Source organism: Longispora sp. NPDC051575 (genome assembly GCF_040681875.1).
In the GTDB taxonomy this organism is placed as follows: Bacteria; Actinomycetota; Actinomycetes; order Mycobacteriales; family Micromonosporaceae; genus Longispora.
Genome location: NZ_JBFAZP010000005.1, coordinates 126,965 through 149,748 on the forward strand (window position 1 = coordinate 126,965; position 22,784 = coordinate 149,748).

Sequence of the window (22,784 nt, forward strand, 5' to 3'; positions counted from 1 at the left end):
CGCGGGGCTGGCCGGTTCCCGGTCAGTCCCGGATGTAGAACGCCTGCTTCAGCCCCGTCACGTCCAGCAACCGGTGCAGGAAATCGCCCACGTTGACCAGGATCATTGCCCGCTGCGCCCGGGCGGCGGCCCGGTTGAGCACCACCAGCGTGCCCAACCCCTGGGAATCGCAGAAGGTGACCTTCTCCATGTCCAGGATCACGCGGGAGGCGGGTGTCTCCACCAGCGCGGCCTCCACGGCGGCGCTGAGCTGGGACACGGTGCTGATATCGATCTCACCAATGAGCGCCACGACGGTCTCGCTGGTGTCGTGACGAACGGAGATGTCTAGCTCCGGCGGCAGCACAACTAGAACCTACCCCATCCGGTGCTGGTCCACTCCTGGGAAAAGAGCGGACCAGCAGCGGATTTACAGGGCGTTGAGGGCGGCGAGCTCCTCCGGGGCCGGCGTCCAGGCGCCGGCGGCCACGTTCGCGACGACCTGGGCGGGGCTGGTGGCCCCGGCGATCACCGAGGAGACGGCCGGCTGGGCGGCGAGCCCGCCGATCGCGACGTCCAGCAGCCCAACCCCGCGCTCGGCCGCGAAGGTCGCGATCTTGTCGATCAGGTCCCAGTTCGCGCCGGCGTGCACGTGCGGGCGGTTGGCCAGCCGGCCGGCGGTCGGGGTCTCGTCCCGGGAGTACTTGCCCGTGAGCAGGCCCGACTTGAGCGGGAAGTAGGGCAGGATGCCGACCCCGAACTCCACACACGCGGGTACGAGCTCGGCCTCGGGCGCCCGGTGCAGCAGCGAGTACTCGTTCTGGGCGCTGATGAACCGCGCACCCTTCGAGCCCCGCGCCACGTACTCCGCCTGGGCCACCTGCCAGCCCGAGAAGTTCGAGTTGCCGATGTAGCGGACCTTGCCCTCGACCACGAGTTCGTCCAGCGCGGCCAGGGTCTCCTCGACCGGGGTCACCCCGTCCGGCTCGTGGTACTGGTACAGGTCGATCCAGTCCGTGCGCAGCCGGCGCAGCGAGGCCTCGACCGCGAGCCGCACGTACCGCCGGGAGCCGCGCGCGCCCCAGTCCGGCCCGTTGAGGCCCTGCATGTCCATGCCGAACTTGGTGGCCAGCACGATCCGGTCCCGCCGGTTGCCGAGCACCTCGCCCATCAGGGACTCGGAGCGGCCGGGGGTGCCGTAGATGTCGGCGGTGTCGAAGAGGGTGATGCCCGCGTCGATCGCGGTGTCGATCACCGCGCGGGTGCCCTCGACGCCCTCGGTCACGGAACCGGGACGCCCGAAGTTGTTGCAGCCGAGGCCCACGACGGAGACCATCAGGCCGGAGTTGCCCAGTGGGCGGTAGGTCATGTCAGTCACGCGATCGACCGTACCGCGCTGATCAACCTGTCCACCTGCTCGATGGTGCTACCCAGGCCCAGGCTGGCCCGCACGGCGGTGACGTCGGGGACGTTGCCGTCGACAACCCGCTGGCTGGAACAGGCGCCGACTGCTGAGCGCCCCGCCCGGGCGCCCAGCAGTCGGCGGGTCAGTGGGTGCGCGCAGAACAGTCCGTCGCGCACGCCGATTCCGAACTCGGTGGCCAGCCGGGTCGCCACCTGCGAAGACGGCACGCCGTCGACCACGAACGCGACCACCCCGATCCGGGGGTGGTCCGGGCCGAACAGGCTCAGGTCGTGCACGCCCTCGATCGCGGCCAGGCCGGTCCGCAGCCGCAGGGTCAGCGCCTCCTCCTCGGCCTCGACCTCGGCCCGGTCGGCCCGGGCGAGCTCCGTGCACACCGCCGCCAGGGACACCGCGCCCAGCAGGTTGGGGGTGCCGGCCTCGTGCCGGGCCGCGCCGGCCGCCCACCGGATGTCGTGGGTGGCGTCCCCGACGTGCGCGGACGCGCCGCCGCCGGCCAGGTACGGCTCCGCCGCGTCCAGCCAGTCGGCCCGGCCGGCGAGCACCCCGGCACCGAACGGCGCGTAGAGCTTGTGGCCGCTGAGCACCAGGTAGTCGACGCCCAGTTCGGAGATGTCCACGGACCGGTGCGGGGCGAGCTGGGCGGCGTCGACGCAGATCCGGGCCCCGTACAGGTGCGCGGCGGCGGCGAGTTCCCGGATCGGCCACAGCTCCCCGGTCACGTTCGACGCGCCGGTCACGGTCAGCAGCAGCGGGCTGTCCTTGTCGGTCCGGCGCAGTTCGCGCAGCGCCGCGTGCACGGCGGTCACGGCCCCGGCGGGCGAGGACGGCGCGGGCAGCCGGACGGTGCGCTTCCAGGGCAGCAGGTTCGCGTGGTGCTCGGCGGCGAACGCCAGGACGGTGGTGTCGGCCGGGACGGCGTGCGCGAGCAGGTTCAGCGCGTCGGTCGTGTTCCGGGTGAAGATCAGGTTGTCGTCGGCCCGGCAGCCGACGAACTCGCGGAGCGTCTCCCGCGCCTCCTCGTACCGCTTCGTACACAGCTGGGAGAGCTGGCCGGCGCCCCGGTGCACGCTCGCGTAGTGCGGGAGGATCTCGTTGACCGCCCGGGCGGCCGCCGAGGAGCAGGGCGCGGTGGCGGCGTAGTCGAAGTTGGCGTAGGGCACGTGCGTGCCGTCGGCGAGCTTGACCTCGACATCGGCGCCGAGAACGGACAGATCGGCGCGGGTGGCGGTGAGGGTGGGCATGGAGGTGCCTCCGAGGTCTCAGGGACCTCGGGGTCTGTGCCGGGGTCCGCGCTTGACCAGCACAATCGAATGCTGGACCTGGTCCTCACCCGGGGCACCCCACCGCGGTGGAGGGTTGCCGGCCAGCGAGCCGGGGCTTGACGCTGGCGCTCATGACCTGTCAGGAGGTTACCGCATAAGCTGGCGGCATGGCAGAGCCCGCATGGAGTGACGTGGACTACGGTCCCCCGCCCGCGCCGCCGAAGCGCTTCGACTGGAAGCGGCTGATCGTCATGATCATCGCGGTGGTGGTGATCGCGATCGGTGGCATCGCGATGCTGCTCTTCGTGGGCTTCGCCTACGGGGTCGGCCCCACGCTCGTCGGGCTGGCCGGGGCCATCCTGCCCGTTCCGCTGCTGGTCTCGGCGTTCCTCTGGCTGGACCGGTACGAGCCGGAGCCGTGGAAGCGCCTCGCCTTCTGCTTCGCGTGGGGCGCCTGTGTGGCCACCACGCTCTCGCTGATCGTCAACTCGACGATGGCGGACCTCGTGCTGCCGGCCCTCGGGGTGTCGCAGAGCCACGTGGCGACCCTCGTCGCGCCGTTCATCGAGGAGCTGACGAAGGCGGTCGGCCCGCTGATCCTGTACGTCTTCGTGAAGCGGTCCTTCTCCGGCCCCACCGACGGCATCGTCTACTTCGGCCTGTCGGCGGTCGGCTTCGCCATGATGGAGAACATCCTCTACATGGGCGGCATCTACGTGCGGACCTCCGCCGAGACCGGCCTCGCGTCCACCGGCGTGATGAGCGTCGTGCTGTTGTTCGTGGTCCGGGTGGTCATGTCCGGCTTCGCGCACCCGCTGTTCACGTCGATGACGGGCATCGCGGTGGGCTACGCCGCGCGCAGCTCCAGCAGGGTCACCCGGGTGCTCCTGCCGGCCTGCGGCCTGATGCTCGCCATGATGCTGCACGGCACGTGGAACCTGATGGCCACGCTCAGTTCCCACAACCAACTGATCTTCCTCTACGGGTACTTCGGCCTGATGGTCCCGATCTTCTTCGGCGTCGTCGGGTTCGCGCTGTGGACCCGCGCGCAGGACGGCCGGATCGCCGGCCGGGTGCTGCCCGCGTACGTGCGGGCCGCGTGGATGACCCCGCCGGAGGTGGCGTCGCTGATCACGGTCGGCCGCCGGCTGACCGCGCGGTACTGGGCCCGCCGGGTCGCCGGCCCCGACGGCGCGCGCGCCATGCGCGGCTACCAGGACACGGCCACCAAGCTGGCGCTGCTCCGCGACGGGGCCGAGCGCGGGCTGGCCGGCCCGGACTTCGCGGGCGAGGAGCTGCGGCTGCTGCACGACCTCGCCGCGTACCGCAACGTGTTCACCAACCGCGACCCGGTCACCCCGCGCGGGCACTGGGACGGCACCGCGTACCACCTGGTGTTCCCGGACCGGTCCGTCCGCAAGGTGCTCCCGTCGTCCAGCCCGGTGGTGCCGATCCCGGTCGCACCCCCGCCACCCCCGCCGCCGCCGATGTACGGCTACCAGCCCTACCCCTACGGCTACCGGGGCTGATGTCCGCCTCCCAGGTCCTGGCGTTCCTCGAACTCCTCCAGGGCCAGCCGGGGCTGGGCGGAACGGCGCTCGCGGCCCGGCTGGAGGTCGACCCCAGAACCATCCGCCGGTACGCCGACCAGCTGCGTGACCTCGGCATCCCCGTCGAGGCGGCCCGTGGCCGGTACGGCGGCTACCGGCTGCGCCCCGGCTACAAGCTGCCGCCGCTGATGTTCACCGACGCGGAGGCCACCGCCGTGGTCGTCGGGCTGATCGCCAGCCGGCAGCTCGGGCTCGCCGTGGGCGACGTGGAGTCCGCGCTGGGCAAGGTGCAGCGGGTGCTGCCCGTGGCGCTGCGGGACCGGACCCGGGCGGTGGCCGACACGCTCGCGTTCACCCTGCCGGCGTCGGCGGGCGCCCCGCCGGACGCCACGGTGCTGCTGACCGTGGCGTCGGGGGCCAGGGAGCACCGCCGGGTCCTGTTGAGGTACGTGTCCTGGCGCGGCGAGGAGACCGACCGCGAGCTGGACCCGTACGGCATGGTCTTCCACTCCGGCCGCTGGTACGTCGCCGGGTTCGACCACCGCCGCTCCGAGGTGCGCACGTTCCGGATCGACCGGGTGGTCTCGGCGCGCCTGGCCGCCCAGTCCTTCGCCGCTCCGGACGACTTCGACCCGGTCGCGCACGTGACCGCCTCCCTGGCCGGCGTCCCGTACCGGCACGAGGTCGAGGTGGTGCTGGAGACGGACCTGGACAGCGCCCGGCGCCGGATCGGGCCGGCGCTCGGCACGCTGGAGGAGACGCCCGACGGGGTGCTCTTCACGACCCGGGCCGAGCGGTTGGACGGGATGGCCGTCATGCTCGCCGGGCTCGGGTGGGGGTTCGTGATCCGGACCCCGGACGAGCTGCGGACGGCCGTGATCGAGCTGGCGGCCCGGCTCGGCGGGGACGCGCGCCGGTAGCGCCCGCCCCGCCGGGGCCTTTCCACGGAAGTGCCGATGCGGACGGCACAGAAACGTGGCGTAACCGTCGAACTAGTTTGTGATCTCGATGAGCAGTGCCGCCAGGTCCTTCGGGCGGCTGAACATCGGCCAGTGCCCCGTGGGCAGCTCGAACAGCCGCCACTGCGGCCCGCCCAGCGCCGCGAAGAACGGGTGCCCCGCCGCGATCATCTCCCGGACCACCGGCAGCGGGAACGAGCACGCCACCAGGTCGCACGGCAGGTCGCCGATCCCCGGCCCGGTGAGCCGGATCGCCTGGGTGGCCGTGCGCAGCGGCTGGTCGGCCGCCATCGCCCGGAACCGGGCCAGCGCGGTGTCGTCCAGGCCCTCCAGGCTGGCCTGCATCGTGTTCGCCACGTCGTCCCAGCTCGGCAGCGGCATCCGCCAGCCGTCCCCGGCCAGGCCCTCCAGGTAGGCCCGGCCCTCGGGGCCGCCCATGTCGCCCTGGGCCACGCCGTCGGGCAGCGGGCCGCTGTCCACGAAGACCACCCGGGCCAGCCGGTCGGGGATCCGGTCGGCCACGCCGGTGGCGGGCGAGCCGCCGTAGCTGTGCGCGACGAGCACGACGTCGGTCAGGTCGTTGTCCACGATCACCCGGACGATGTCCGCGATGTGGGTGTCGAGACCCGTGTCGGGGCCCGCCTCGGACGCCCGCTCCGCCATGCCGGTGAGCGTCACCGGGTGCACGTCGTGCCCCTCGGCGCACAGTGCGTCCGTGACGTCCTGCCAGGCCGCCGCGCCGAGCCAGTAACCGGGGACCAGTACGAAGTTTGTCATGTGGATCAGCGTAGAACTGAATCCGGACAGATTCCGCCCGGATTAAGCTGCGTCTGCGAGCCCTATGTGTCTTCCTCCGCCTCGGTGAGCACGACGTTTCGCCCCACTATGTATCTGATGCCCGTGTTCAGGGTCGCCACCAGCGGCACCGCCACCAGCGCGCCCACGATCCCGGCGAGCACCAGACCCGCGCCGATCGCCACGATCACGGCCAGCGGGTGGATCGCCACCGCCCGACCCATGATCAACGGTTGCAGGATGTGGCCCTCCAGCTGCTGCACCGCGATCACCGCGATGAACACCAGCAGCGCGGTGAACGGGCCCTTGATCACGAACGCGACGAGTACCGCCACCGCGCCGGTCAGCGTCGCCCCGATGATCGGGATGAACGCGCCCAGGAACACCAGCGCCCCGAGCGGCAGCGCGAACTGGGGCACGCCCAGCAGCCACACCGCCATGCCGATGCCCAGCCCGTCGATGAACGCCACCAGCACGGTCGCCCGCACGTACGCCACCAGGGTGCGCCAGGCCGCCTGGCCCGCGCCGCCCAGCGACTCCCGCGCCCGGACCGGGAACAGGCTCACCAGGAACGTCCAGATCCGCTGGCCGTCGCGCAGGAAGAAGAACGTGACGAAGAGCACCAGCAGCATCCCGGTCAGGACGTGCGCCGTCGTGACGAACGTGGAGACCGCGTTCTCCGTCAGGGTGTCCTTGTTGCCGACCAGCCACGTCTTGACCGTGTCCAGCATCTGGTTGAGCTGGTGGTCGGTCATGTGCAGCGGGCCGGTCTTCAGGTACTCCTGGATCTGCTCGATGCCCTCGGCGGCCTTCTTCGACAGCAGCGGGAAGCCGTTCACGAACTGCCGGATCACGGCCGTCAGGACCCCGGCGATCCCGGCGATCCCGGCGATCAGCGCGATGGCCGTCGCCAGCGACCCGGGCAGCCGGGCCTTCCGCAACCAGCCGACCAGCGGCGTGAGCAGGGCGGACAGCAGCATGGCCACGATGATCGGGATGATGATCGCCGACAACCGGCCCACCAGGATCAGCACGAAATAGGCCGCCGCGCCGATCAGGAGCAGCCGCCAGCTCCAGGCCGCGGCCACCCGGATCCCCCGGGGCACGTCCTGATCGGGCGAAGTCTCGACCTCGGGCACGACCTCCACCACCGTCGGTAGGGGCGGCGGAGTGAACTCCTGGTCCCGCCGCTCGGCGGCCGCGCGCACCGGCGCGCGCATCGAATCCCAGGCCCGTAGAGCCCGTGAGCCCCAGCCCCTCAACCTGGCCAGCGTGTACCTCCCCGTTGGTTCAAGCTTGAACACCACCATAGTCGCGCGTTCGAGCGTGCCGGTAGCGTCAACACATGTGACCGATACCCAGACCAGCGATGGTCTACCCATCCGCCTGCTGCACGACCGGGTGCTCGTCCAGCTGGAGGGCAACGAGGGCGAACGCCGTTCCGCCGCCGGCATCGTGATCCCCGCGACCGCGTCGATCGCCCAACGGCTGTCCTGGGCCACCGCCGTGGCCGTCGGGCCCAACGTCCGGGCCGTCGCGACCGGCGACCGGGTGCTGTTCGACCCCGACGAGCGGTCGGAGGTGGAGTTGCACGGCCGGGAGTACATCATGCTGCGGGAACGCGACGTGCACGCCGTGGCCGCCAAGCGGATCGAGGACGACCCGACCGGCCTCTACCTCTAGCCCGACCCTCAAGATCGAGCCCATCCTCGGGGTACCGGGGCGCCCGGCGGTCCGCGACGCCCCGGGCGGCGCTAGCTCGTCCCCAGCCGCTTGAGCGCCTGGAGCACCACGGCCGGGTCCGTCGTGTACCAGAACGGCGGCAGCGACTTCCGCAGGAACGGCCCGTACGAGCGCTGGGTGTGCAGCCGCTGGTCCAGCACCGCCACCACGCCCTTGTCCCCGAGCGTCCGGATCAGCCGACCCGCGCCCTGGGCCAGTCGGACCGCCGCGTGCGGGACGCTGACCGCCGAGAACCCGGAACCGCCCTCCGCGTCGATCGCCGCGGACCGGGCCGCCGACAGCGGCTCGTCGGGGCGGGGGAACGGCAGCCGGTCGATGACCACCAGCTGGCAGGCGTCGCCGGGCACGTCCACGCCCTGCCACAGGGACATGACCCCGAACAGGCACGTCTCCGGCTCGGCCTTGAACCGCTTCACCAGCAGCGGCAGCGACTCCTCGCCCTGGACCAGGACCGGCAGGTCGGTGCGCGCCCGGACCACCTCGGCCGCCCGCTCGGCCGCCTTGCGGGACGAGAACAGCCCCAGGGTCCGGCCGCCGATCGCGGTCACCAGCTCCACCAGCTCGTCGGCCGCCGCGTCCGACAGGCCCGACATGGTCGGCCGGGGCACGTGCGCCGCCACGTACAGGATGCCCTGCTTCGGGTAGTCGAACGGCGAGCCCACGTCCAGGGACGTCCACTTCAGGCCCTTCTCCGGCTTCGCGTCCGCCGGGGGCAGACCCAGCGAGCGGGCCACCGCCTTGAACTCCCCGCCCAGGGCCAGCGTCGCCGAGGACGCGATGACGACCCGCTCCGGGTACAGCGTCTCCGTCAGCGTCCCGGCCACCGACAACGGGGCCACCACCAGCGCGCGCCGGTTGCCCCGGTCGTCCTTCTCCACCCACGCCACGTCGTGCGCGGCCTCCTCCAGGAGCCGCTGGGCCACCTCGGTGATCGCCGCCAGGTTGACCTTCGCCGGCTGCTTGTCCACCGCCGACGGGTCGTCGTTCTTGATGTCGCCGATGCCCTCGATCGCGTGCCGGCACGCCGCGTCGACGATGGTCAGCGCCTCGCGGAGCTGGCCGTGCAGCGACTCCAACCGGCCCGGGCGGGCATCCGCGAGGGCCACGGCCAGCGCGTCGGAGGCCTCGACCAGCCGCTCGTACGCCCCCGCGTCGATGTGCTGGCGGGCCCGGCGGTTGGCGATGTCCATGCCGGCCGTGGTCAGCTCCGCCTGGGTCGCCGACGTCACCCGGTCGGCCAGCTCGTGCGCCTCGTCGATGATCAGGACGGAGTGCTCGGGCAGGATGTGCCGCCCCGCGAACGAGTCGAACGCCAGCAGGCTGTGGTTCGTCACCACGATGTCGGACGCCCGGGCCCGCTCCCGGGACGCCTCCGCGAAGCACTCGTGCCCGAACTGGCACTTCTGCGCGCCGATGCACTCCCGCGCCGGCATGCTCACGCTGCGCCAGGCCGTGTCGTCCACGCCCGGGTCCAGCTCGTCGCGGTCGCCCTCGACGGTGGTCTCCGCCCACTCCCGGATCCGGGTCACCTGCTGACCCAGCTTGCCGGCCTGACCCAGCCACTTCGGCGCGTCGTCCTGCTGGAACAGGTCCGGCTCGTCGGCGTTGGACGACTCCAGCTTCGCCTTGCACAGATAGTGCGCCCGACCCTTGACCAGCGCGAACGTCGGCCGTCGACCGAGGACCGGCTCCACGGCGTCCGCGAGGCGGGGCAGGTCGCCCGTCACCAGCTGGGACTGCAGCGCCAGGGTCGCGGTGGACACCACGACCGGGCCGTCCACGAGGAGGGCCGGGACGAGGTACGCGAGGGACTTGCCGGTGCCGGTGCCGGCCTGGACCAGCAGGTGCTCACCTGTGCGGATGGCCTTGTCGACGGCCTTGGCCATCTCCAACTGCCCGGGGCGCTCGGCCCCACCGGGGACCGCTCCGACGGCGGCGGCCAGCAGCTTTTCGACGTCGACGGTCACGGTCGATAACCGTACTCGGGGGGTGCGACAGGTTCCCCGCGCGGGCTGCCCCGGGGACGCGGGCGCTGGTCAGGGCGGACCCGTCGGGCGCGCGCACCGGGCGGCGCGCGGAAGGTGCCGTGCGGACCACGCCCGGCGGGTACCCGGAAAGGGTCTCGGGTTGGATCAGGCCGCGTCGCGGACCCAGGCCACGGCGCGGCGCTCCGCGTAGAACGAGACGAACGGGACCGTGCCGGCGAGCATCATCAGCACGATCCGGCCGAGCTTCCAGCCCGCGCGCCGGCCCAGGTCGAACGTGAGCACGACGTACACCATGTAGAGGAAGCCGTGGATCGGGCTGACGATCGCGACGCCCGCCGGCTCGTCCGCCAGGTACTTCAGCGGCATCGCGACCAGGGTCAACGCGAGCAGGGCCACGCCGACGACGTAGGAGGAGATCCGGTAGCGGGCGAGCGCCCCGGCCACTCCGGTGTCCGCGACGGGGGGCGTGGCGAGTTCGGTGCGCTCGGTCATGTGGGTACTCCCGGGTAGTCACTGGGCGGCCGGTGCGGGTGGGACTTGAGCCACCCGAGGTAGTGGTTGTACGCGGCGGTCTCGGGGTCGTCCGCGCGCGCCGAGGCCCGGGCGGCGGCCCGCTGCTCGGCGAGGCGGCGGATCAGGTCGGCGCCGGTGGGTTCGGGGGGCGCTGCCGGGGCGCTCGGGTCGCCGGCGGGGCTGGAGGCCGGGTCGAGGCCGGTCGTCTGGCCCGCGAGGCCGGAGCCTGACGCCGGGTCGGCTGAGCCTGGGCCGGAGGCGGCGCCGGACACGGCCCCCTCCCGCAGCTCCCGGCGCACCGACTTGACCCAGACGAACACCACGAAAGCGGCGAACACGGGCCATTCGAGGGAGTACCCGATGCTGAGCGCGTTGCCGTCCCGGGCCCGGCCGAGCTGCCACCAGCCCAGCGCGAGCATCGCGGCGACGGCGGCCACCGCGAGCAGGTGGACGAGCAGCCACCGGGGGGTGAGGAGCCGGCGCATAGCTCAGCAGGCTACCCGCGCCGCGCCCGGGCCCCGCCCCGAGGCGGAACTATTGTGAGCTTCCCGCCGGCCCCGTGCCCGCGGCCCCACCTGGCCGGCGACCACGTCGACCGTGCGCGCGCCGGCCCGGACCAGGTGCGGGGTGAGCGAGCCGACCCGAAGGGCCGCTGGTCGAGGGCGGGTACGTCCGGGTGAAGTAATGTGATCCCGTGACAGCCCTGTACCGCAAGTACCGGCCGAGGACGTTCGACGAGATCATCGGGCAGGACCACGTCACCCAGCCCCTGATCCAGGCGCTGAAGAACGGTCGGCTGAACCACGCGTACCTCTTCTCGGGCCCCCGGGGCTGCGGGAAGACGTCGAGCGCGCGGATCCTGGCCCGTTCGCTGAACTGTGAGCAGGGCCCCACGCCCAACCCGTGCGGCGAGTGCCGGTCGTGCCGCGACCTGGCCCCCGACGGGGCGGGCTCCATCGACGTCATCGAGATCGACGCCGCCAGCCACGGCGGCGTGGACGACGCGCGCGAGCTGCGGGAGAAGGCGTTCTTCGCGCCGGTCTCGTCCCGCTTCAAGGTGTACGTGATCGACGAGGCGCACATGGTGTCCTCCGCCGGCTTCAACGCGCTGCTCAAGCTGGTCGAGGAGCCGCCGGACTACGTCCGGTTCGTGTTCGCGACCACCGAGCCGGAGAAGGTCCTCGGCACGATCAAGTCCCGGACGCACCACTACCCGTTCCGGCTGATCCCGCCGAGCATCCTGCGGCCCTACTGCGAGCAGCTGGCCGCCGCCGAGGGCGTACCCATCGAGCCCGCTGTTTTTCCGTTGGTCGTCAAGGCCGGCACCGGGTCGGCCCGGGACACCCTGTCGATCCTCGACCAGCTCATCGCGGGCGCGGGCGAGGAGGGCGTCACCTACCAGCGCGCCGTCGCCCTGCTCGGGGTCACCGACGCCGCCCTGATCGACGAGACGGTCGACGCGCTCGCCGACGCCGACGGGGCGGCCCTGTTCGCCACGATCGACCGGGTGGTGGAGGCCGGGCACGACCCGCGCCGGTTCGCCACGGATCTCCTGGAGCGGTTCCGGGACCTGATCGTGTTGCAGCAGGTCCCCGACGCGATCGGCAAAGGCATCCTGGACGTGCCGGCCGACGAGGTCGAGCGGATGACCGCCCAGGCGCTGCGCCTCGGCACCGCCGAACTGTCCCGGCTCGCCGAGCTCGTGCACGACGGGCTGGCCACGATGCGCGGCACGACCGCCCCCCGGCTGACCCTGGAGCTGATCTGCGCCCGGATGCTGCTGCCCGGGGCCGAGCAGACGACGGCTGCGCTCCTGCAACGCCTCGAAAGACTGGAGAGCAAAGCCCTCAGCTGGGTACCGGGTGCCCCGGCTCCGGCGGCCCCACACCGGGCCCCGGCCCCCGCTGCTCAGCCGGCTCCGGTCACCTCGGGCGGCGGGTCGCCGAGTTCCCAGGCGCCGACCGCCGCCCCGGCAGGCTCTCCGTCGGCCGTGCGGGCTTCCGGTCCGCAGGGCGGCACGGCCGGTGCACCCGCCTCGGCGGCCCCGCAGACCGGTCCTGTCGTGCCGGTCACCCCGCCGGCCGGGTCCGCCGCTCCGGCCGTCCAGCCCGCCGGGTCCGCTGCGCCGGCCGCTCCGCCCGCCGGGTCTGCCGCGCCGGCCGCTCCGCCCGCTGGATCCGCGCCGTCGGCGCCGCAGGGCGACTGGCAGACGCCGGCCGCGCCCCAGCCCACCCCGCACGCCACCCCCACGCCGCCCGCGCAGCCCGGCGTCCTCGACGTCGCCGCCGTGCAGCGGTCCTGGGACGAGGTGCTCGGCCAGGTCCGCAACCGCAGCCTGCGGGCGTCCGCGCTGGTCCGGCAGGTGACGGTCCGCGAGCTCGACGGCAACACGGTTGTCCTCGTCTGCCAGAACAAGTTCCAGGCCGACGAGGTGACCAAGGCCTCCGGGATCGTGGAGGAGGCGCTGCTGCAGGTGCTCGGCACCGTGCTCCGGGTGCGGTGCGACATCGGGGGCGGAGGCACCCCGCCGCCCCGGCCGGCCGCGCCCACCCCGGCACCGGCGCCGGCCCCCGCGCCGCAGCCCCGGACCGCGCCTTCGGCCCCGGCGGCCCGCCCGCAGGCCACCGCGCCGCCCGCCCGGCCCGGTTCGCCCCAGTCCGGTCCGCAGCCGGGGTCCCCGGCCGCCCCGCCGCCCGTCGACGACGAGGAACCCTGGCCGGATCTGCCGCCCTCCTTCGACGAGGAGGAGCCGCCGCCCGCGCCGATGGTCCAGGCCCCGGTGACCCCGGAACCGCCGCCGCTGTCCGCCTCGACCGTCGTCTACGAGGGCTTCGAGCCCGGCGACGAACCCGGCGACGAGGTGCTCGACAAGGACGCCCCCGGCAGTTCCGAGGAGCAGGCCATGAAGCTGCTGTCCGAGGTACTCGGCGCGGAGAAGATCTCCTGACGACCTATTGACGGCCATCGGGGTCCGGTCCAGACTTCGGATCCATGGCGAAGAATGCCCGGGGTAGCCGGATCCCCGCCCACAAGCGGCCGAAGTACGCGCACTGGGTGCTCCGCGCGGCGGCGTACCTCATCGATGTCGGGATCGTGGCTCTGGTGCTCCTCGGCGCCGTCGCCCTGGACCGGGCGCTGATCGGCGGGATCGTGGGGCTCGTGCTGGTCGCCGCGAACCGGTGGTATCTCGGCGGGCGCACCGGGCAGACCGTGGGGCGCAGGCTGCTGCGGATCCGGCTGGCGTCCGTCGACTCGGGCGAGCCGATCGGCCCGTGGCGGGCGCTGCTCCGCGACGTCGCGCACCTCTTCGACACGGTCTCGCTGCTCGCGGGCTGGTTCTTCCCGATCTGGGACGCCCAGCGCCAGACCTTCGCCGACAAGCTCCTCCGCACCCACGTGACCCTGGTCCGCTAGCCGCCCGCGCGGTCGGACGGCCGGGGACAGGGCGATAGGCTGGGTGGCGAAACCGACAGAGGGGGAGCCGCCGTGGCGAACATGCAGAAGATCATGCAGCAGGCTGCCCAGATGCAGCAGCAGGTGGCGGCGGCCCAGCAGCAGCTCGCCGAGACCGAGGTCAGCGGCAGTTCCGGCGGGGGCCTCGTGACGGCCGTCGTGTCCGGCTCCGGCGAACTCCGCAGCATCAAGATCGACCCGAAGGTCGTGGACGTCGACGACGTCGAGACCCTCGAGGACCTCGTCGTGGCGGCCGTGCACTCGGCCAACGGCGAGGCGCAGAAGCTCACCGAGAAGATCATGGGGCCGATCACCGGCGCGCTCGGGGGCCTCGGCCTCCCGGGGTTCTAGACCGTGTACGAGGGCGCGATCCAGGACCTGATCGACGAGTTGGGACAGCTGCCGGGCATCGGCCCGAAGAGCGCCCAGCGGCTTGCGTTCCACGTCCTCGCCGCCGACAACGCCGACGTGGCCCGGCTGTCCGCCGCCCTGACCAGGGTGAAGGAGCTCGTCCGGTTCTGCGACGTGTGCTTCAACGTGTCGGAGAACGACAGCTGCCGGATCTGCCGCGACCCCCGCCGGGGCACCGAGGTGATCTGTGTGGTCGAGGAGCCCAAGGACGTCGTCGCGATCGAGCGGACCGGCGAGTTCCGGGGCAAGTACCACGTGCTCGGCGGCGCCATCAACCCGCTGGAGGGCATCGGCCCCGACCAGTTGCGCATCCGCGAGCTGCTCACCCGGTTGCGGGGCGGTGAGGTGAAGGAGCTGATCCTGGCCACCGACCCGAACACCGAGGGCGAGGCGACGGCGACGTACCTGGCGCTGCTGGTCAAGCCGATGGGGCTGAACGTGACCCGGCTGGCGAGCGGGCTGCCGGTGGGCGGCGACCTGGAGTACGCGGACGAGATCACCCTCGGCCGGGCCTTCGAGGGCCGCCGGACCGTCTAGACCCGCCGCGAACGACGCTGGACTCCGCCCATGGTCCAGTCGCAGGGGCCGCTGCCCTGGCGACTGGGCCATGCGTTTGGCGCCCACGGCAATCGGGGCTGCCGAATGGGGCCTGCTCGCCTAGGCTTCCGTCCTATTGCCCCGGCCGGGGTGGCACGGTCGAGAGCGCCCAAGACCACTGAGGCGACGGGTGGCGCCGGCGAGGTCGGCCGACCTCAGGGGCGGTGGCCGAAGGGGACGCCCTCCAGGCCCCAGGCCGGGTCCACCTTCAGGCCGAGTGCCGCGAACACGCTCGGCGCGACATCGGCGTGCTCCGTCGTCACCCCACCCCGGGGCACCAGAGGCCCACAGGCCGCGATCCAGGCCCGCGCCTCCCACGGATCCCGCCCGCCGTGCCCGCCGGTGTCGATGTGCCCGTGGTCGGTGACGACCACGAAGGTCCACTCCTCGTCGGGGAACGCGGGACGGGCCCGGATCGCGTCCAGCACCTGCCCGATCCGCGCGTCGGCCCGCTCCACCGCCGCCAGGTAGTTCGGCGTGACCCCCTCGTGGTGGGCGATCTCGTCCGGCTCGCCGAAGTAGACGAACGCGGCGTGGTAGTCGCCCGCGCCGAGCGTGCGGGCCGCGTCGAGGGCGATGTCGGCCCCGGTCATGTCGTAGTCGTCGTCGGGGGCTTCGAGGCGCAGTACCCGATGGGGGGTGGCGAACACGGGGCCCTCGGAGTCGGGGCCGACCAACGGCGGCCAGTCGGCGGCGGCGTAGGTCCTGATCTCGGGCCAGGCGGTGCGCAGCCGGGTGAGGAAGTCCGGGTAGTCGGCGAGCCGGTGGTCGGCGAAGACGTTGCCGTCGATGTTGTGCTTGTCGGCCCACACGCCGGTGGCGATGTTCGACCAGCCCGGGCCGGACACGGTGGGCGCCAGGTCGTTGAGTTCGAAGGCCGCGAGGAAGCCCTCGGCGGCGATCGCGTCGATCCGCGGGGTGCGCGCGGCGGCGAGGGTGTCGGTCCGGACGCCGTCGACTCCGAACACGACGATTCTGCGGCGGGTTGAGAAGGCCATGACCCACCCTCGCACGCCCCTCGGTCCACTACCGAGAGTGACACAGGGCACAATTTGACCACGACCTATCTCCATCTATTCCTCCTGCGCCCCCCTGGCCACTAAGGTGCCTTCCAGAGAGTGACCCCAGTCACAGCCGAGGTGGAATCATGCAACGAAGCAGGTTCAGGACCGTTTGCGCGGTCGCAGCGATAGCGGCGCTGACCGTCGGCGTCGCCGGTTGCGCCGAGAGCAAGCGCGAAAGCAGTTCGAACAGCAAGGACAAGACGCTCGTGTTCGGTACCGCGGGGGAGCCCAAGGTGCTCGACCCCGCGCTCGCCACGGACGGCGAGACGTACCGGCCGCCGCGTCAGGTCCTCGAGACCTTGATCGGCAACGAACTCGGTTCCGCGAAGCTCGTGCCCCGCCTCGCCGAGAAGTGGGACGTGTCGGCGGACGGCACCGCGTGGACGTTCAACCTGCGCAAGGGTGTGAAGTTCCACGACGGTACGGACTTCAACGCCGAGGCCGTGTGCGCGAACTTCAACCGGTGGTACAACTTCACCGGCCTGTACCAGAACGTCGCGGAGTACTGGCTGGACACGTTCGGCGGGTTCGCCAAGAGCGAGAGCCCGACCGCGCCGCCGTCGAACTTCAAGAGCTGCGCGGCCAGTGACGCCAACACCGCGGTGATCACGCTGAACAAGCCGACGAGCCGGCTGCCGGGGGCGTTCACGCTGCCCGCCATGTCGATCCAGAGCCCGAAGGCCCTCGCGGAGTACGCGAGCGAGTCGATGAGCGGGGACGCGCAGAACCTGACGTACCCGAAGTACGCGCTGGAGAAGATGGTCGGCACGGGCCCGTTCAAGTTCACGAGCTGGGACCGGGCGAACAAGAAGGTCACGATGGACCGGTTCGACGGGTACTGGGGCGACAAGGCGAAGATCGCCAAGTTGATCTTCCGCGCCATCCCGGACGAGAACGCCCGTCGCCAGGCCCTCGAAGCCGGTGAGATCCAGGGCTACGACCTGGTCGCCCCGGCCGACGTGGCCTCGCTGACCGGCAAGGGCTTCAACGTCCCGGCCCGCCCGCCGTTCAACGTGCTCTACCTGGGCATGGGTCAGGACAACCCGAAGCTCGCCGACATCCGGGTCCGGCAGGCCATCGCGTACGCGGTGGACCGCGAGGCGCTGGTCAAGTCGAAGCTCCCGAACGGCGCGAAGGTCGCCGACCAGTTCATGCCGGACTCGGTCGAGGGCTACGCGACGGACGTCAAGAAGTACACGCGGGACGTCAACAAGGCCAAGGCCCTGCTGGCCGAGGCCGGCGCGACCGGGGTCGAGCTCAAGTTCTACTACCCGACCGAGGTCACCCGGCCGTACATGCCGAACCCGAAGGACATCTTCGAGATCGTCAAGTCCGGGCTGGAAGAGGCCGGGATCAAGGTCACCCCGGTGCCCGAGAAGTGGTCGCCGACCTACCTGGACGACGTCCGCGCCGGCAAGCCGGACCTGTGGATCGTCGGCTGGACCGGTGACTACAACGAGGGCTACAACTTCGCTGGCACGTTCTTCGGCCGGCAGAAGCCCGAGTGGGCCTTCGACAACCCGGCGCTGCGCGCCGCCCTGGCGAAGGTCGACCTGGAGCCCAGCCGCGAGAAGCGGATCGAGATGTACAAGGACATCAACAAGCAGATCATGGAGTTCCTCCCGGGCCTGCCGCTGTCGTCCTCGCCGCCCTCGATCGCCTTCGCGAAGAACGTCACCGGGGTCAAGCCGAGCCCGTTGACCGACGAGAAGTTCTACACGGCCGAGTTCACGTCATAACGGCCACGGTTGCGGCACCCCTGAGCGATCAGGGGTGCCGCGCCCGTCCTGGAGGTCCTTCTTGATTCGCTTCATCGTCCGGCGGCTGCTGCAACTGGTACCGACCATGTTCGGGCTGTCCCTGCTCCTGTTCATCTGGCTGCACCGGCTGCCCGGCGGCCCCGAGACGTCGATCCTGGGCGAGCGGGCCACCGAGGAGCGCCGGGCGCAGATCCGCCAGTCCCTCGGGCTCGACGAGCCGCTGGTGGTGCAGTACGGCCGGTTCATGCGCCGACTGCTGTCGTTCGACTTCGGCAGTTCCATCCAGACCGGCCGGCCGGTGATGACCGAGTTCGGTCAGCGATTCCCGGCGACCCTGGAGTTGACGATCACGGCCCTGGTCATCGCGATCGGGATCGGCATCCCGCTCGGGTACATGGCCGCGCGCCGCCGGGGCACCTGGCTCGACAGCGGCACCGTGATGGGCTCGCTGCTCGGCGTGTGCGTCCCGGTGTTCTTCCTCGCCTACGTCCTCAAGGCGATCTTCTCCGAGTACCTGCACATCTTCCCGTCCTCGGGCCGGCAGAGCGACCTGCTCGAGGCCACCCACGTGACCGGGATGTTCGTCCTCGACGGGCTGATCACCCGCGAGTGGGACGCGGCGGGCGACGCCCTGCTGCACCTGATCCTGCCCGGGATCGCGCTGGCCAGCATTCCGTTCGCGATCATCGTGCGGATGACCAGGGCGAGCGTCCTGGAGGTGATCAGCGAGGACTACGTCCGGACCGCCGAGGCCAAGGGCCTGACCGAGCGGACCGTGCGCGGCCGGCACATCCTGCGCAACGCGCTGCTCCCGGTGGCCACGGTCATCGGCCTGGCGGTCGGCGGGCTGCTGTCCGGCGCGGTGCTGACCGAGACGGTGTTCGCGTTCGGCGGGATCGGCTCGTTCCTGCGGGACGCCATCGAGTTCCGGGACTACCCGGTGCTGATGGGCTTCATCATGCTGATCGCGCTGCTCTACGTCCTGGTGAATCTCGCCGTGGACGTGTCCTATGGATTGATCGACCCACGGGTGAGGGTGCGATGAGCCGGAAGAAGGACCGGATCGACCGGCTCGCCGTACTGGCGGCCAGCCGGGCGGAGACCGGTGAGAGCCTGTGGCGGGTCGCGTTCAAGCGGGTCCGCCGGAGCCCCCCGGCCGTCGTCGGCGCCGTGATCATCGTGGTGTTCCTGCTGATCGCGCTGCTCGGGCCGCTGTTCGCGCCGTACGACCCCGTGGCCCAGACCTGGCGGGGTGACATCAGCGAGGCGAACGGCATCTTCCCCGGGCCGCGTTCGGGCAACCTGCTCGGCGTGGACAACCTGGGCCGCGACGAGTTCAGCCGGCTGCTGATCGGCGCGCGGATCTCGCTGCTCGTCGGCGTACTGGCCACCCTGTTCGGCCTGGTCATCGGCTCGGCGCTGGGCATCGCCTCGGGCACCGCCGCCGGGCTGGGCGGCCGGGTCGGCAGCTGGATCGACTCCGTGATCATGCGGTTCATCGACATCCTGTTGTCCGTACCGGGACTGCTGCTCGCGATCAGCCTCGCGGCGATGATCGGCAACGGGCTGCCCACGGTCATGATCGCGGTCGGCACCATCAACGTACCGATCTTCGCCCGGCTGCTGCGCGGCTCCATGCTGGCCCAGGCACACTCGGACTACGTACTCGCCTCCACGGCGTTGGGCGTGCGCAAACCGAAGATCGTGTTCGGCCACATCGTGCCCAACTCCATCGCACCCGTGATCGTGCAGGCCACCCTGACCCTGGCGGTGGCGATCATCGAGGCGGCCGGGCTGTCGTTCCTGGGGTTGGGCAACGCCAACTCCTCGTACCCGGAATGGGGGGTCATGCTGGCCGACGCGCAACGCTACCTGTCCGTCGCGCCCCGGATGTCGATCTTCCCGGCGGTCGCGATCATCATCACGGCGCTCGGCTTCACCCTGCTGGGTGAGTCGATGCGCGAGGCCCTCGACCCGAAGCTCCGGCGGTGACCATGAGCCTGCTCGATGTGCAGGACCTGACGGTGGCGTTCACCCGACGCGGCGAACCCGACGTGCGCGCCGTCGACGGGGTGAGCTTCACCGTCGACGAAGGCAAGATCGTCGGGCTGGTGGGCGAGTCCGGCTGCGGCAAGAGCGTGACGTCCCTGGCCCTGATGGGGCTACTGCCCAAGCGCGGCGTCCGGCTGGGCGGCAAGGCCCTGTTCGAGGGTACGGACCTGCTCCAGCTCGACCCCGGCGCCATGCGCGACGTCCGGGGCCGCGACGTGGCCATGATCTTCCAGGACCCGCTGTCCTCGTTGAACCCGGTGATCTCGATCGGCCTCCAGGTCACCGAGGTGCTCCGCCGGCACCGGGGCCTCAAGGGCGACGCCGCGAAGAAGGAGGCCGCCGACCTGCTCGACCGGGTCGGCATCCCCGACCCGACCCGGCGGCTGCGCGAGTACCCGCACCAGCTGTCGGGCGGCATGCGGCAGCGCGCGCTGATCGCGATGGCCGTCGCGTGCCGGCCCCGGCTGCTGATCGCCGACGAGCCGACCACCGCGTTGGACGTGACGATCCAGGCCCAGATCCTCGAACTGCTCAAGGACCTGGTGCGCGAGTTCGGCACCTCCATGATCATGATCACCCACGATCTCGGGGTGGTCGCCGGGCTGTGCGACACGGTGAACGTCCTCTACTCGGGGCGCGTCATCGAGGCCGCCGGGCGCAGGCCGCTGTTCGCGGCGCCCCGGCACCCGTACACCCACGGGCTGCTCGGGTCGATTCCCCGGCTCGACGCGGACGTCGACGAGGCGCTCCGGCCGATCCGGGGCTCGGTCCGCGACGCCCTGCCGTGGGCCGAGGGGTGCGCGTTCCAGCCCCGGTGCGACCGGGCGGTGGACGCCTGTGTGGGCGGGCCGCCCGAATTGGAGGACACGTTCACGGGGCACCTGTGCCGGTGCGTGAACCCGGTGACCCACGAGGAGCGGGTATGACACTGTTGTCCGTCCAGGGGCTCAAGGTGCACTTCCCGATCCGGCGGGGCGTCCTCTTCGACCGCACCGTCGGCCACGTGTACGCCGTAGACGGCGTCGACCTCGAAGTCCCCCGGGGTGGCACGTACGGCCTGGTCGGCGAGTCCGGCTGCGGCAAGTCGACCCTCGGCCGGGCGCTGCTGCGGCTCAGCCCGGTCACCGCCGGCCGGGTCGTGTTCGACGGCGTGGACGTCGCAGCCCTGAACGGCGAGGCGCTGCGCAAGAGCCGCCGCCGGATGCAGATGATCTTCCAGGACCCGATGTCCAGCCTGGACCCGCGCCAGAACGTCGAGTCCATCCTCACCGAGGGCCTCGTCGCGCACGGGATCGGCGCGAACTCCGCCGAACGCCGGGCCAAGGTCATGGAGACCCTCGACGCGGTGGGCCTGCCCCGGTGGGCGATGTCGCGCTACCCGCACGAGTTCTCCGGCGGGCAGCGCCAGCGGATCGGCATCGCCCGCGCCCTCGTCCTCGGCCCGGACCTGATCGTCGCCGACGAGCCCGTGTCCGCCCTCGACGTGTCCATCCAGGCCCAGGTCATCAACCTGCTGGAGGAACTCCAGGGCGAACTCGGCCTGACCTACCTCGTGATCGCGCACGACCTGGCCGTCGTGAAGCACATCTCCGACATCGTCGGCGTGATGTACCTCGGCGGCCTGGTCGAGGAGGCGTCGTCCCGGGAGTTGTACGCGACGCCGCTGCACCCGTATACCCGGGCGCTGATGTCGGCCGTGCCCGTGCCCGACCCCGAGGTGGAGGACCGCCGCGAGCGGATCCTGCTCCGCGGTGACCTGCCCTCCCCGGCGAACCCGCCGACCGGCTGCCGGTTCAACACCCGGTGCCCGTGGAAGCAGGACACGCTGTGCGCGACGGACCGGCCGCCGCTGATCGAGGTGCGGCCGGGGCACAAGGTCGCGTGCCACTACACGGCGGAGATCGACGCGGGCGTGATCAGGCCGAAGGACGGCGCCGTCGTGCGCTGAGAACGACAATCTGACGGGTACTGGGACCCGCAGGCGACAACAAGTGCGGGGAACGCGCCCGCTGCCCGAGGGCGGCGGCCACGTTCCCCGTACTCGTGTGCCGGTCAGCCCGAGGGGCGGTTGAGCAGGCCCACCGCGAGGGCGTGGATCGCCTCCGCGTCGGCCGCGTCGCGCAGGGACACCTTCGAGCCGGTGACCGTGTACCACTCGTCCGCGTCCTTGTACTGCACCTTCACCGTCGCGCTGCCGTGTTCGGTCGCGGTCGACAGGGTCAGATCCCCGGTCACGACCCCGGCCTCGTCGGTCATCACCCCACCCGGACCAGCCACGATGTCGGTCCGCAACGGCTTGGCGGGCGCGGGAGCAGGCGCGGGAGCCGGCACCGGCGCGGCGGCGGGCGCGGCCGGCACGGAGCCCCCGGCGGGCGGCGCGGGCACCGGAGCGCCAGCCCCGGGCACGGGTGCGGCGGGAACCGGCGCGGCAGGCGCGGCGGGAGCGGTCCCCGGAGCCGCCGGAGCGGGAGCGGCGGGCGGTGCGGCGGTCCGCCCCGGAGGGGGGCCAGGCTTGGGTGAGGTCATGTGCACGTCCCCAGCATGTCGGTGAGCGCGGTGCGCTCCGCTTCGGTAACGGTGAGCTGCCAATGTGACTTGACGTTGATCCAGCTCTCCGCGTAACTGCACCAGTATGACCGGCTCGGGGGCTTCCACGTGGAAGGATCCTGGTCGCCCTTGGCGCGGTTCACCGAGGCGGTGACTGCGAAGAGTTGCGGGCGGTCCAGATCGTTGGCGAAGTCGCCGCGCTTCTCGTTCGTCCAGTCGTTGGCCCCGGAGCGCCACGCGTTGGCGAGCGGGACCATGTGGTCGATGTCCATCTCGATGGCGACGGTGTGCTTCGCGTCGTCGTACGGGCTGGTCCAGGAGCCGCCGGTCACCTTGCAGGCGCTGTCGGTCTTCACGGACTTGCCCTCGCGCTTCAGGACGAACTCGCGGGTGTCGCAGCCGCCGCCCTGGGCGCGCCAGTGCGGGAACTTCTCCCGGCTGTACCCGGCCATGGAGCGGGACGCCGCCGTCTTCAGGGCCGCCAGCTGGGTCTTCGCCGTGGCGGCCTTCTCGGGCGTGTTGCCGCTGGGTTTGTCGGAGGATGTGCCGGTGGCCGGCTGGACGCATGCGCCGAGCAGAGCGGCGGTGACGAGGAGTGCGATACCACGCGTGAGGGGAGACACCCCTCAAGCGTGCTCGTGGGTCGGGAACGAAGCAAGGAACTGAATACCTGCGATCCGTGCCA

Annotated in this window: 23 protein-coding genes and 1 riboswitch; of the genes, 12 read left to right on the forward strand and 11 right to left on the reverse strand. The window is 71.7% G+C overall.

What is annotated here, in order from left to right:
• Positions 1-22 precede the first annotated feature (22 nt).
• The 3 genes from AB0M43_RS15000 to AB0M43_RS15010 all read right to left on the reverse strand — a co-directional run bounded on the left by AB0M43_RS15000 (position 23) and on the right by AB0M43_RS15010 (position 2,646).
• On the reverse strand, positions 23-346 hold the full coding sequence (locus tag AB0M43_RS15000; protein ID WP_363724831.1) for an STAS domain-containing protein: 324 nt from the start codon (positions 344-346) through the stop codon (positions 23-25).
• A gap of 63 nt (positions 347-409) precedes the next feature.
• Positions 410-1,348: an aldo/keto reductase gene (locus AB0M43_RS15005; protein WP_363725751.1), complete on the reverse strand. Its 939-nt coding sequence runs from the start codon at positions 1,346-1,348 to the stop codon at positions 410-412.
• Positions 1,349-1,353: 5 nt separating this feature from the next.
• Complete coding sequence (locus AB0M43_RS15010; RefSeq protein WP_363724833.1) at positions 1,354-2,646, reverse strand: aminotransferase class V-fold PLP-dependent enzyme; 1,293 nt, start codon at positions 2,644-2,646, stop codon at positions 1,354-1,356.
• A gap of 43 nt (positions 2,647-2,689) precedes the next feature.
• Positions 2,690-2,804, reverse strand: a riboswitch (SAM riboswitch).
• A 30-nt stretch (positions 2,805-2,834) separates the two neighbouring features.
• Between AB0M43_RS15010 and AB0M43_RS15015 the strand changes: the two genes are divergently transcribed.
• Together AB0M43_RS15015 and AB0M43_RS15020 are read left to right on the forward strand one after the other, a co-directional pair.
• Positions 2,835-4,196, forward strand: a complete 1,362-nt coding sequence (locus AB0M43_RS15015; protein WP_363724835.1) for a PrsW family intramembrane metalloprotease — start codon at positions 2,835-2,837, stop codon at positions 4,194-4,196.
• A complete protein-coding gene (locus AB0M43_RS15020; protein WP_363724837.1) occupies positions 4,196-5,137 on the forward strand; it encodes a YafY family protein in 942 nt (313 codons plus the stop codon). The genes AB0M43_RS15015 and AB0M43_RS15020 overlap by 1 nt, the downstream gene beginning before the upstream one ends.
• 72 nt (positions 5,138-5,209) lie before the next feature.
• Here the strand turns inward: AB0M43_RS15020 and AB0M43_RS15025 are convergent, their stop codons facing one another.
• Both AB0M43_RS15025 and AB0M43_RS15030 read right to left on the reverse strand, forming a co-directional pair.
• Complete coding sequence (locus AB0M43_RS15025; protein ID WP_363724839.1) at positions 5,210-5,953, reverse strand: alpha/beta hydrolase; 744 nt, start codon at positions 5,951-5,953, stop codon at positions 5,210-5,212.
• Positions 5,954-6,015: 62 nt separating this feature from the next.
• The gene (locus tag AB0M43_RS15030; RefSeq protein WP_363724841.1) at positions 6,016-7,191 is read right to left on the reverse strand and encodes an AI-2E family transporter; all 1,176 of its coding nucleotides are present in this window, start codon (positions 7,189-7,191) and stop codon (positions 6,016-6,018) included.
• A gap of 127 nt (positions 7,192-7,318) precedes the next feature.
• On the opposite strand from AB0M43_RS15030, the gene AB0M43_RS15035 reads away from it, so the two are divergent.
• Complete coding sequence (locus AB0M43_RS15035; RefSeq protein ID WP_363724843.1) at positions 7,319-7,654, forward strand: co-chaperone GroES; 336 nt, start codon at positions 7,319-7,321, stop codon at positions 7,652-7,654.
• A gap of 71 nt (positions 7,655-7,725) precedes the next feature.
• On the opposite strand, the gene AB0M43_RS15040 is transcribed toward AB0M43_RS15035, so the two are convergent.
• The 3 genes from AB0M43_RS15040 to AB0M43_RS15050 form a co-directional block, all read right to left on the reverse strand.
• Entirely contained in the window at positions 7,726-9,600 is a 1,875-nt protein-coding gene (locus AB0M43_RS15040; protein WP_363725753.1) for an ATP-dependent DNA helicase, read from the reverse strand.
• Positions 9,601-9,846: 246 nt separating this feature from the next.
• On the reverse strand, positions 9,847-10,146 hold the full coding sequence (locus AB0M43_RS15045) for a DUF3817 domain-containing protein (RefSeq protein WP_363725755.1): 300 nt from the start codon (positions 10,144-10,146) through the stop codon (positions 9,847-9,849).
• A 44-nt stretch (positions 10,147-10,190) separates the two neighbouring features.
• Positions 10,191-10,700 carry a hypothetical protein gene (locus tag AB0M43_RS15050; RefSeq protein WP_363724844.1) on the reverse strand — a complete coding sequence of 170 codons (510 nt, stop codon included), beginning with the start codon at positions 10,698-10,700 and terminating at the stop codon, positions 10,191-10,193.
• A 209-nt stretch (positions 10,701-10,909) separates the two neighbouring features.
• Here AB0M43_RS15050 and AB0M43_RS15055 point away from each other — a divergent pair, with 209 nt between their 5' ends.
• The 4 genes from AB0M43_RS15055 to recR all read left to right on the forward strand — a co-directional run bounded on the left by AB0M43_RS15055 (position 10,910) and on the right by recR (position 14,616).
• The gene (locus AB0M43_RS15055; protein ID WP_363724845.1) at positions 10,910-13,162 is read left to right on the forward strand and encodes a DNA polymerase III subunit gamma and tau; all 2,253 of its coding nucleotides are present in this window, start codon (positions 10,910-10,912) and stop codon (positions 13,160-13,162) included.
• Positions 13,163-13,206: 44 nt separating this feature from the next.
• Positions 13,207-13,629 (forward strand): RDD family protein, encoded by a 423-nt coding sequence (locus AB0M43_RS15060; RefSeq protein WP_363724847.1) that lies wholly within the window; start codon positions 13,207-13,209, stop codon positions 13,627-13,629.
• A gap of 81 nt (positions 13,630-13,710) precedes the next feature.
• Positions 13,711-14,019 carry a YbaB/EbfC family nucleoid-associated protein gene (locus AB0M43_RS15065; RefSeq protein ID WP_363725757.1) on the forward strand — a complete coding sequence of 103 codons (309 nt, stop codon included), beginning with the start codon at positions 13,711-13,713 and terminating at the stop codon, positions 14,017-14,019.
• 3 nt (positions 14,020-14,022) lie between these two features.
• Positions 14,023-14,616, forward strand: a complete 594-nt coding sequence (gene recR / locus AB0M43_RS15070) for a recombination mediator RecR (RefSeq protein WP_363724849.1) — start codon at positions 14,023-14,025, stop codon at positions 14,614-14,616.
• A gap of 215 nt (positions 14,617-14,831) precedes the next feature.
• On the opposite strand, the gene AB0M43_RS15075 is transcribed toward recR, so the two are convergent.
• Positions 14,832-15,674: an alkaline phosphatase family protein gene (locus AB0M43_RS15075; RefSeq protein ID WP_363724851.1), complete on the reverse strand. Its 843-nt coding sequence runs from the start codon at positions 15,672-15,674 to the stop codon at positions 14,832-14,834.
• Between the two features lie 149 nt (positions 15,675-15,823).
• On the opposite strand from AB0M43_RS15075, the gene AB0M43_RS15080 reads away from it, so the two are divergent.
• From AB0M43_RS15080 to AB0M43_RS15100, 5 genes are all read left to right on the forward strand, one after another.
• Entirely contained in the window at positions 15,824-17,479 is a 1,656-nt protein-coding gene (locus AB0M43_RS15080) for an ABC transporter substrate-binding protein (RefSeq protein WP_363724853.1), read from the forward strand.
• A gap of 61 nt (positions 17,480-17,540) precedes the next feature.
• Complete coding sequence (locus tag AB0M43_RS15085; RefSeq protein ID WP_363724855.1) at positions 17,541-18,545, forward strand: ABC transporter permease; 1,005 nt, start codon at positions 17,541-17,543, stop codon at positions 18,543-18,545.
• The gene (locus AB0M43_RS15090; RefSeq protein WP_363724857.1) at positions 18,542-19,492 is read left to right on the forward strand and encodes an ABC transporter permease; all 951 of its coding nucleotides are present in this window, start codon (positions 18,542-18,544) and stop codon (positions 19,490-19,492) included. Before AB0M43_RS15085 ends, AB0M43_RS15090 begins: the two co-directional genes overlap by 4 nt.
• A 2-nt stretch (positions 19,493-19,494) precedes the next feature.
• Positions 19,495-20,478, forward strand: a complete 984-nt coding sequence (locus AB0M43_RS15095) for an ABC transporter ATP-binding protein (RefSeq protein WP_363725759.1) — start codon at positions 19,495-19,497, stop codon at positions 20,476-20,478.
• Entirely contained in the window at positions 20,475-21,500 is a 1,026-nt protein-coding gene (locus tag AB0M43_RS15100; protein ID WP_363724859.1) for an oligopeptide/dipeptide ABC transporter ATP-binding protein, read from the forward strand. The genes AB0M43_RS15095 and AB0M43_RS15100 overlap by 4 nt, the downstream gene beginning before the upstream one ends.
• Positions 21,501-21,604: 104 nt before the next feature.
• Here the strand turns inward: AB0M43_RS15100 and AB0M43_RS15105 are convergent, their stop codons facing one another.
• Together AB0M43_RS15105 and AB0M43_RS15110 are read right to left on the reverse strand one after the other, a co-directional pair.
• Positions 21,605-21,808: a hypothetical protein gene (locus tag AB0M43_RS15105; RefSeq protein WP_363724861.1), complete on the reverse strand. Its 204-nt coding sequence runs from the start codon at positions 21,806-21,808 to the stop codon at positions 21,605-21,607.
• Positions 21,809-22,074: 266 nt separating this feature from the next.
• Positions 22,075-22,722: an HNH endonuclease family protein gene (locus tag AB0M43_RS15110; RefSeq protein WP_363724863.1), complete on the reverse strand. Its 648-nt coding sequence runs from the start codon at positions 22,720-22,722 to the stop codon at positions 22,075-22,077.
• Positions 22,723-22,784 lie beyond the last annotated feature (62 nt).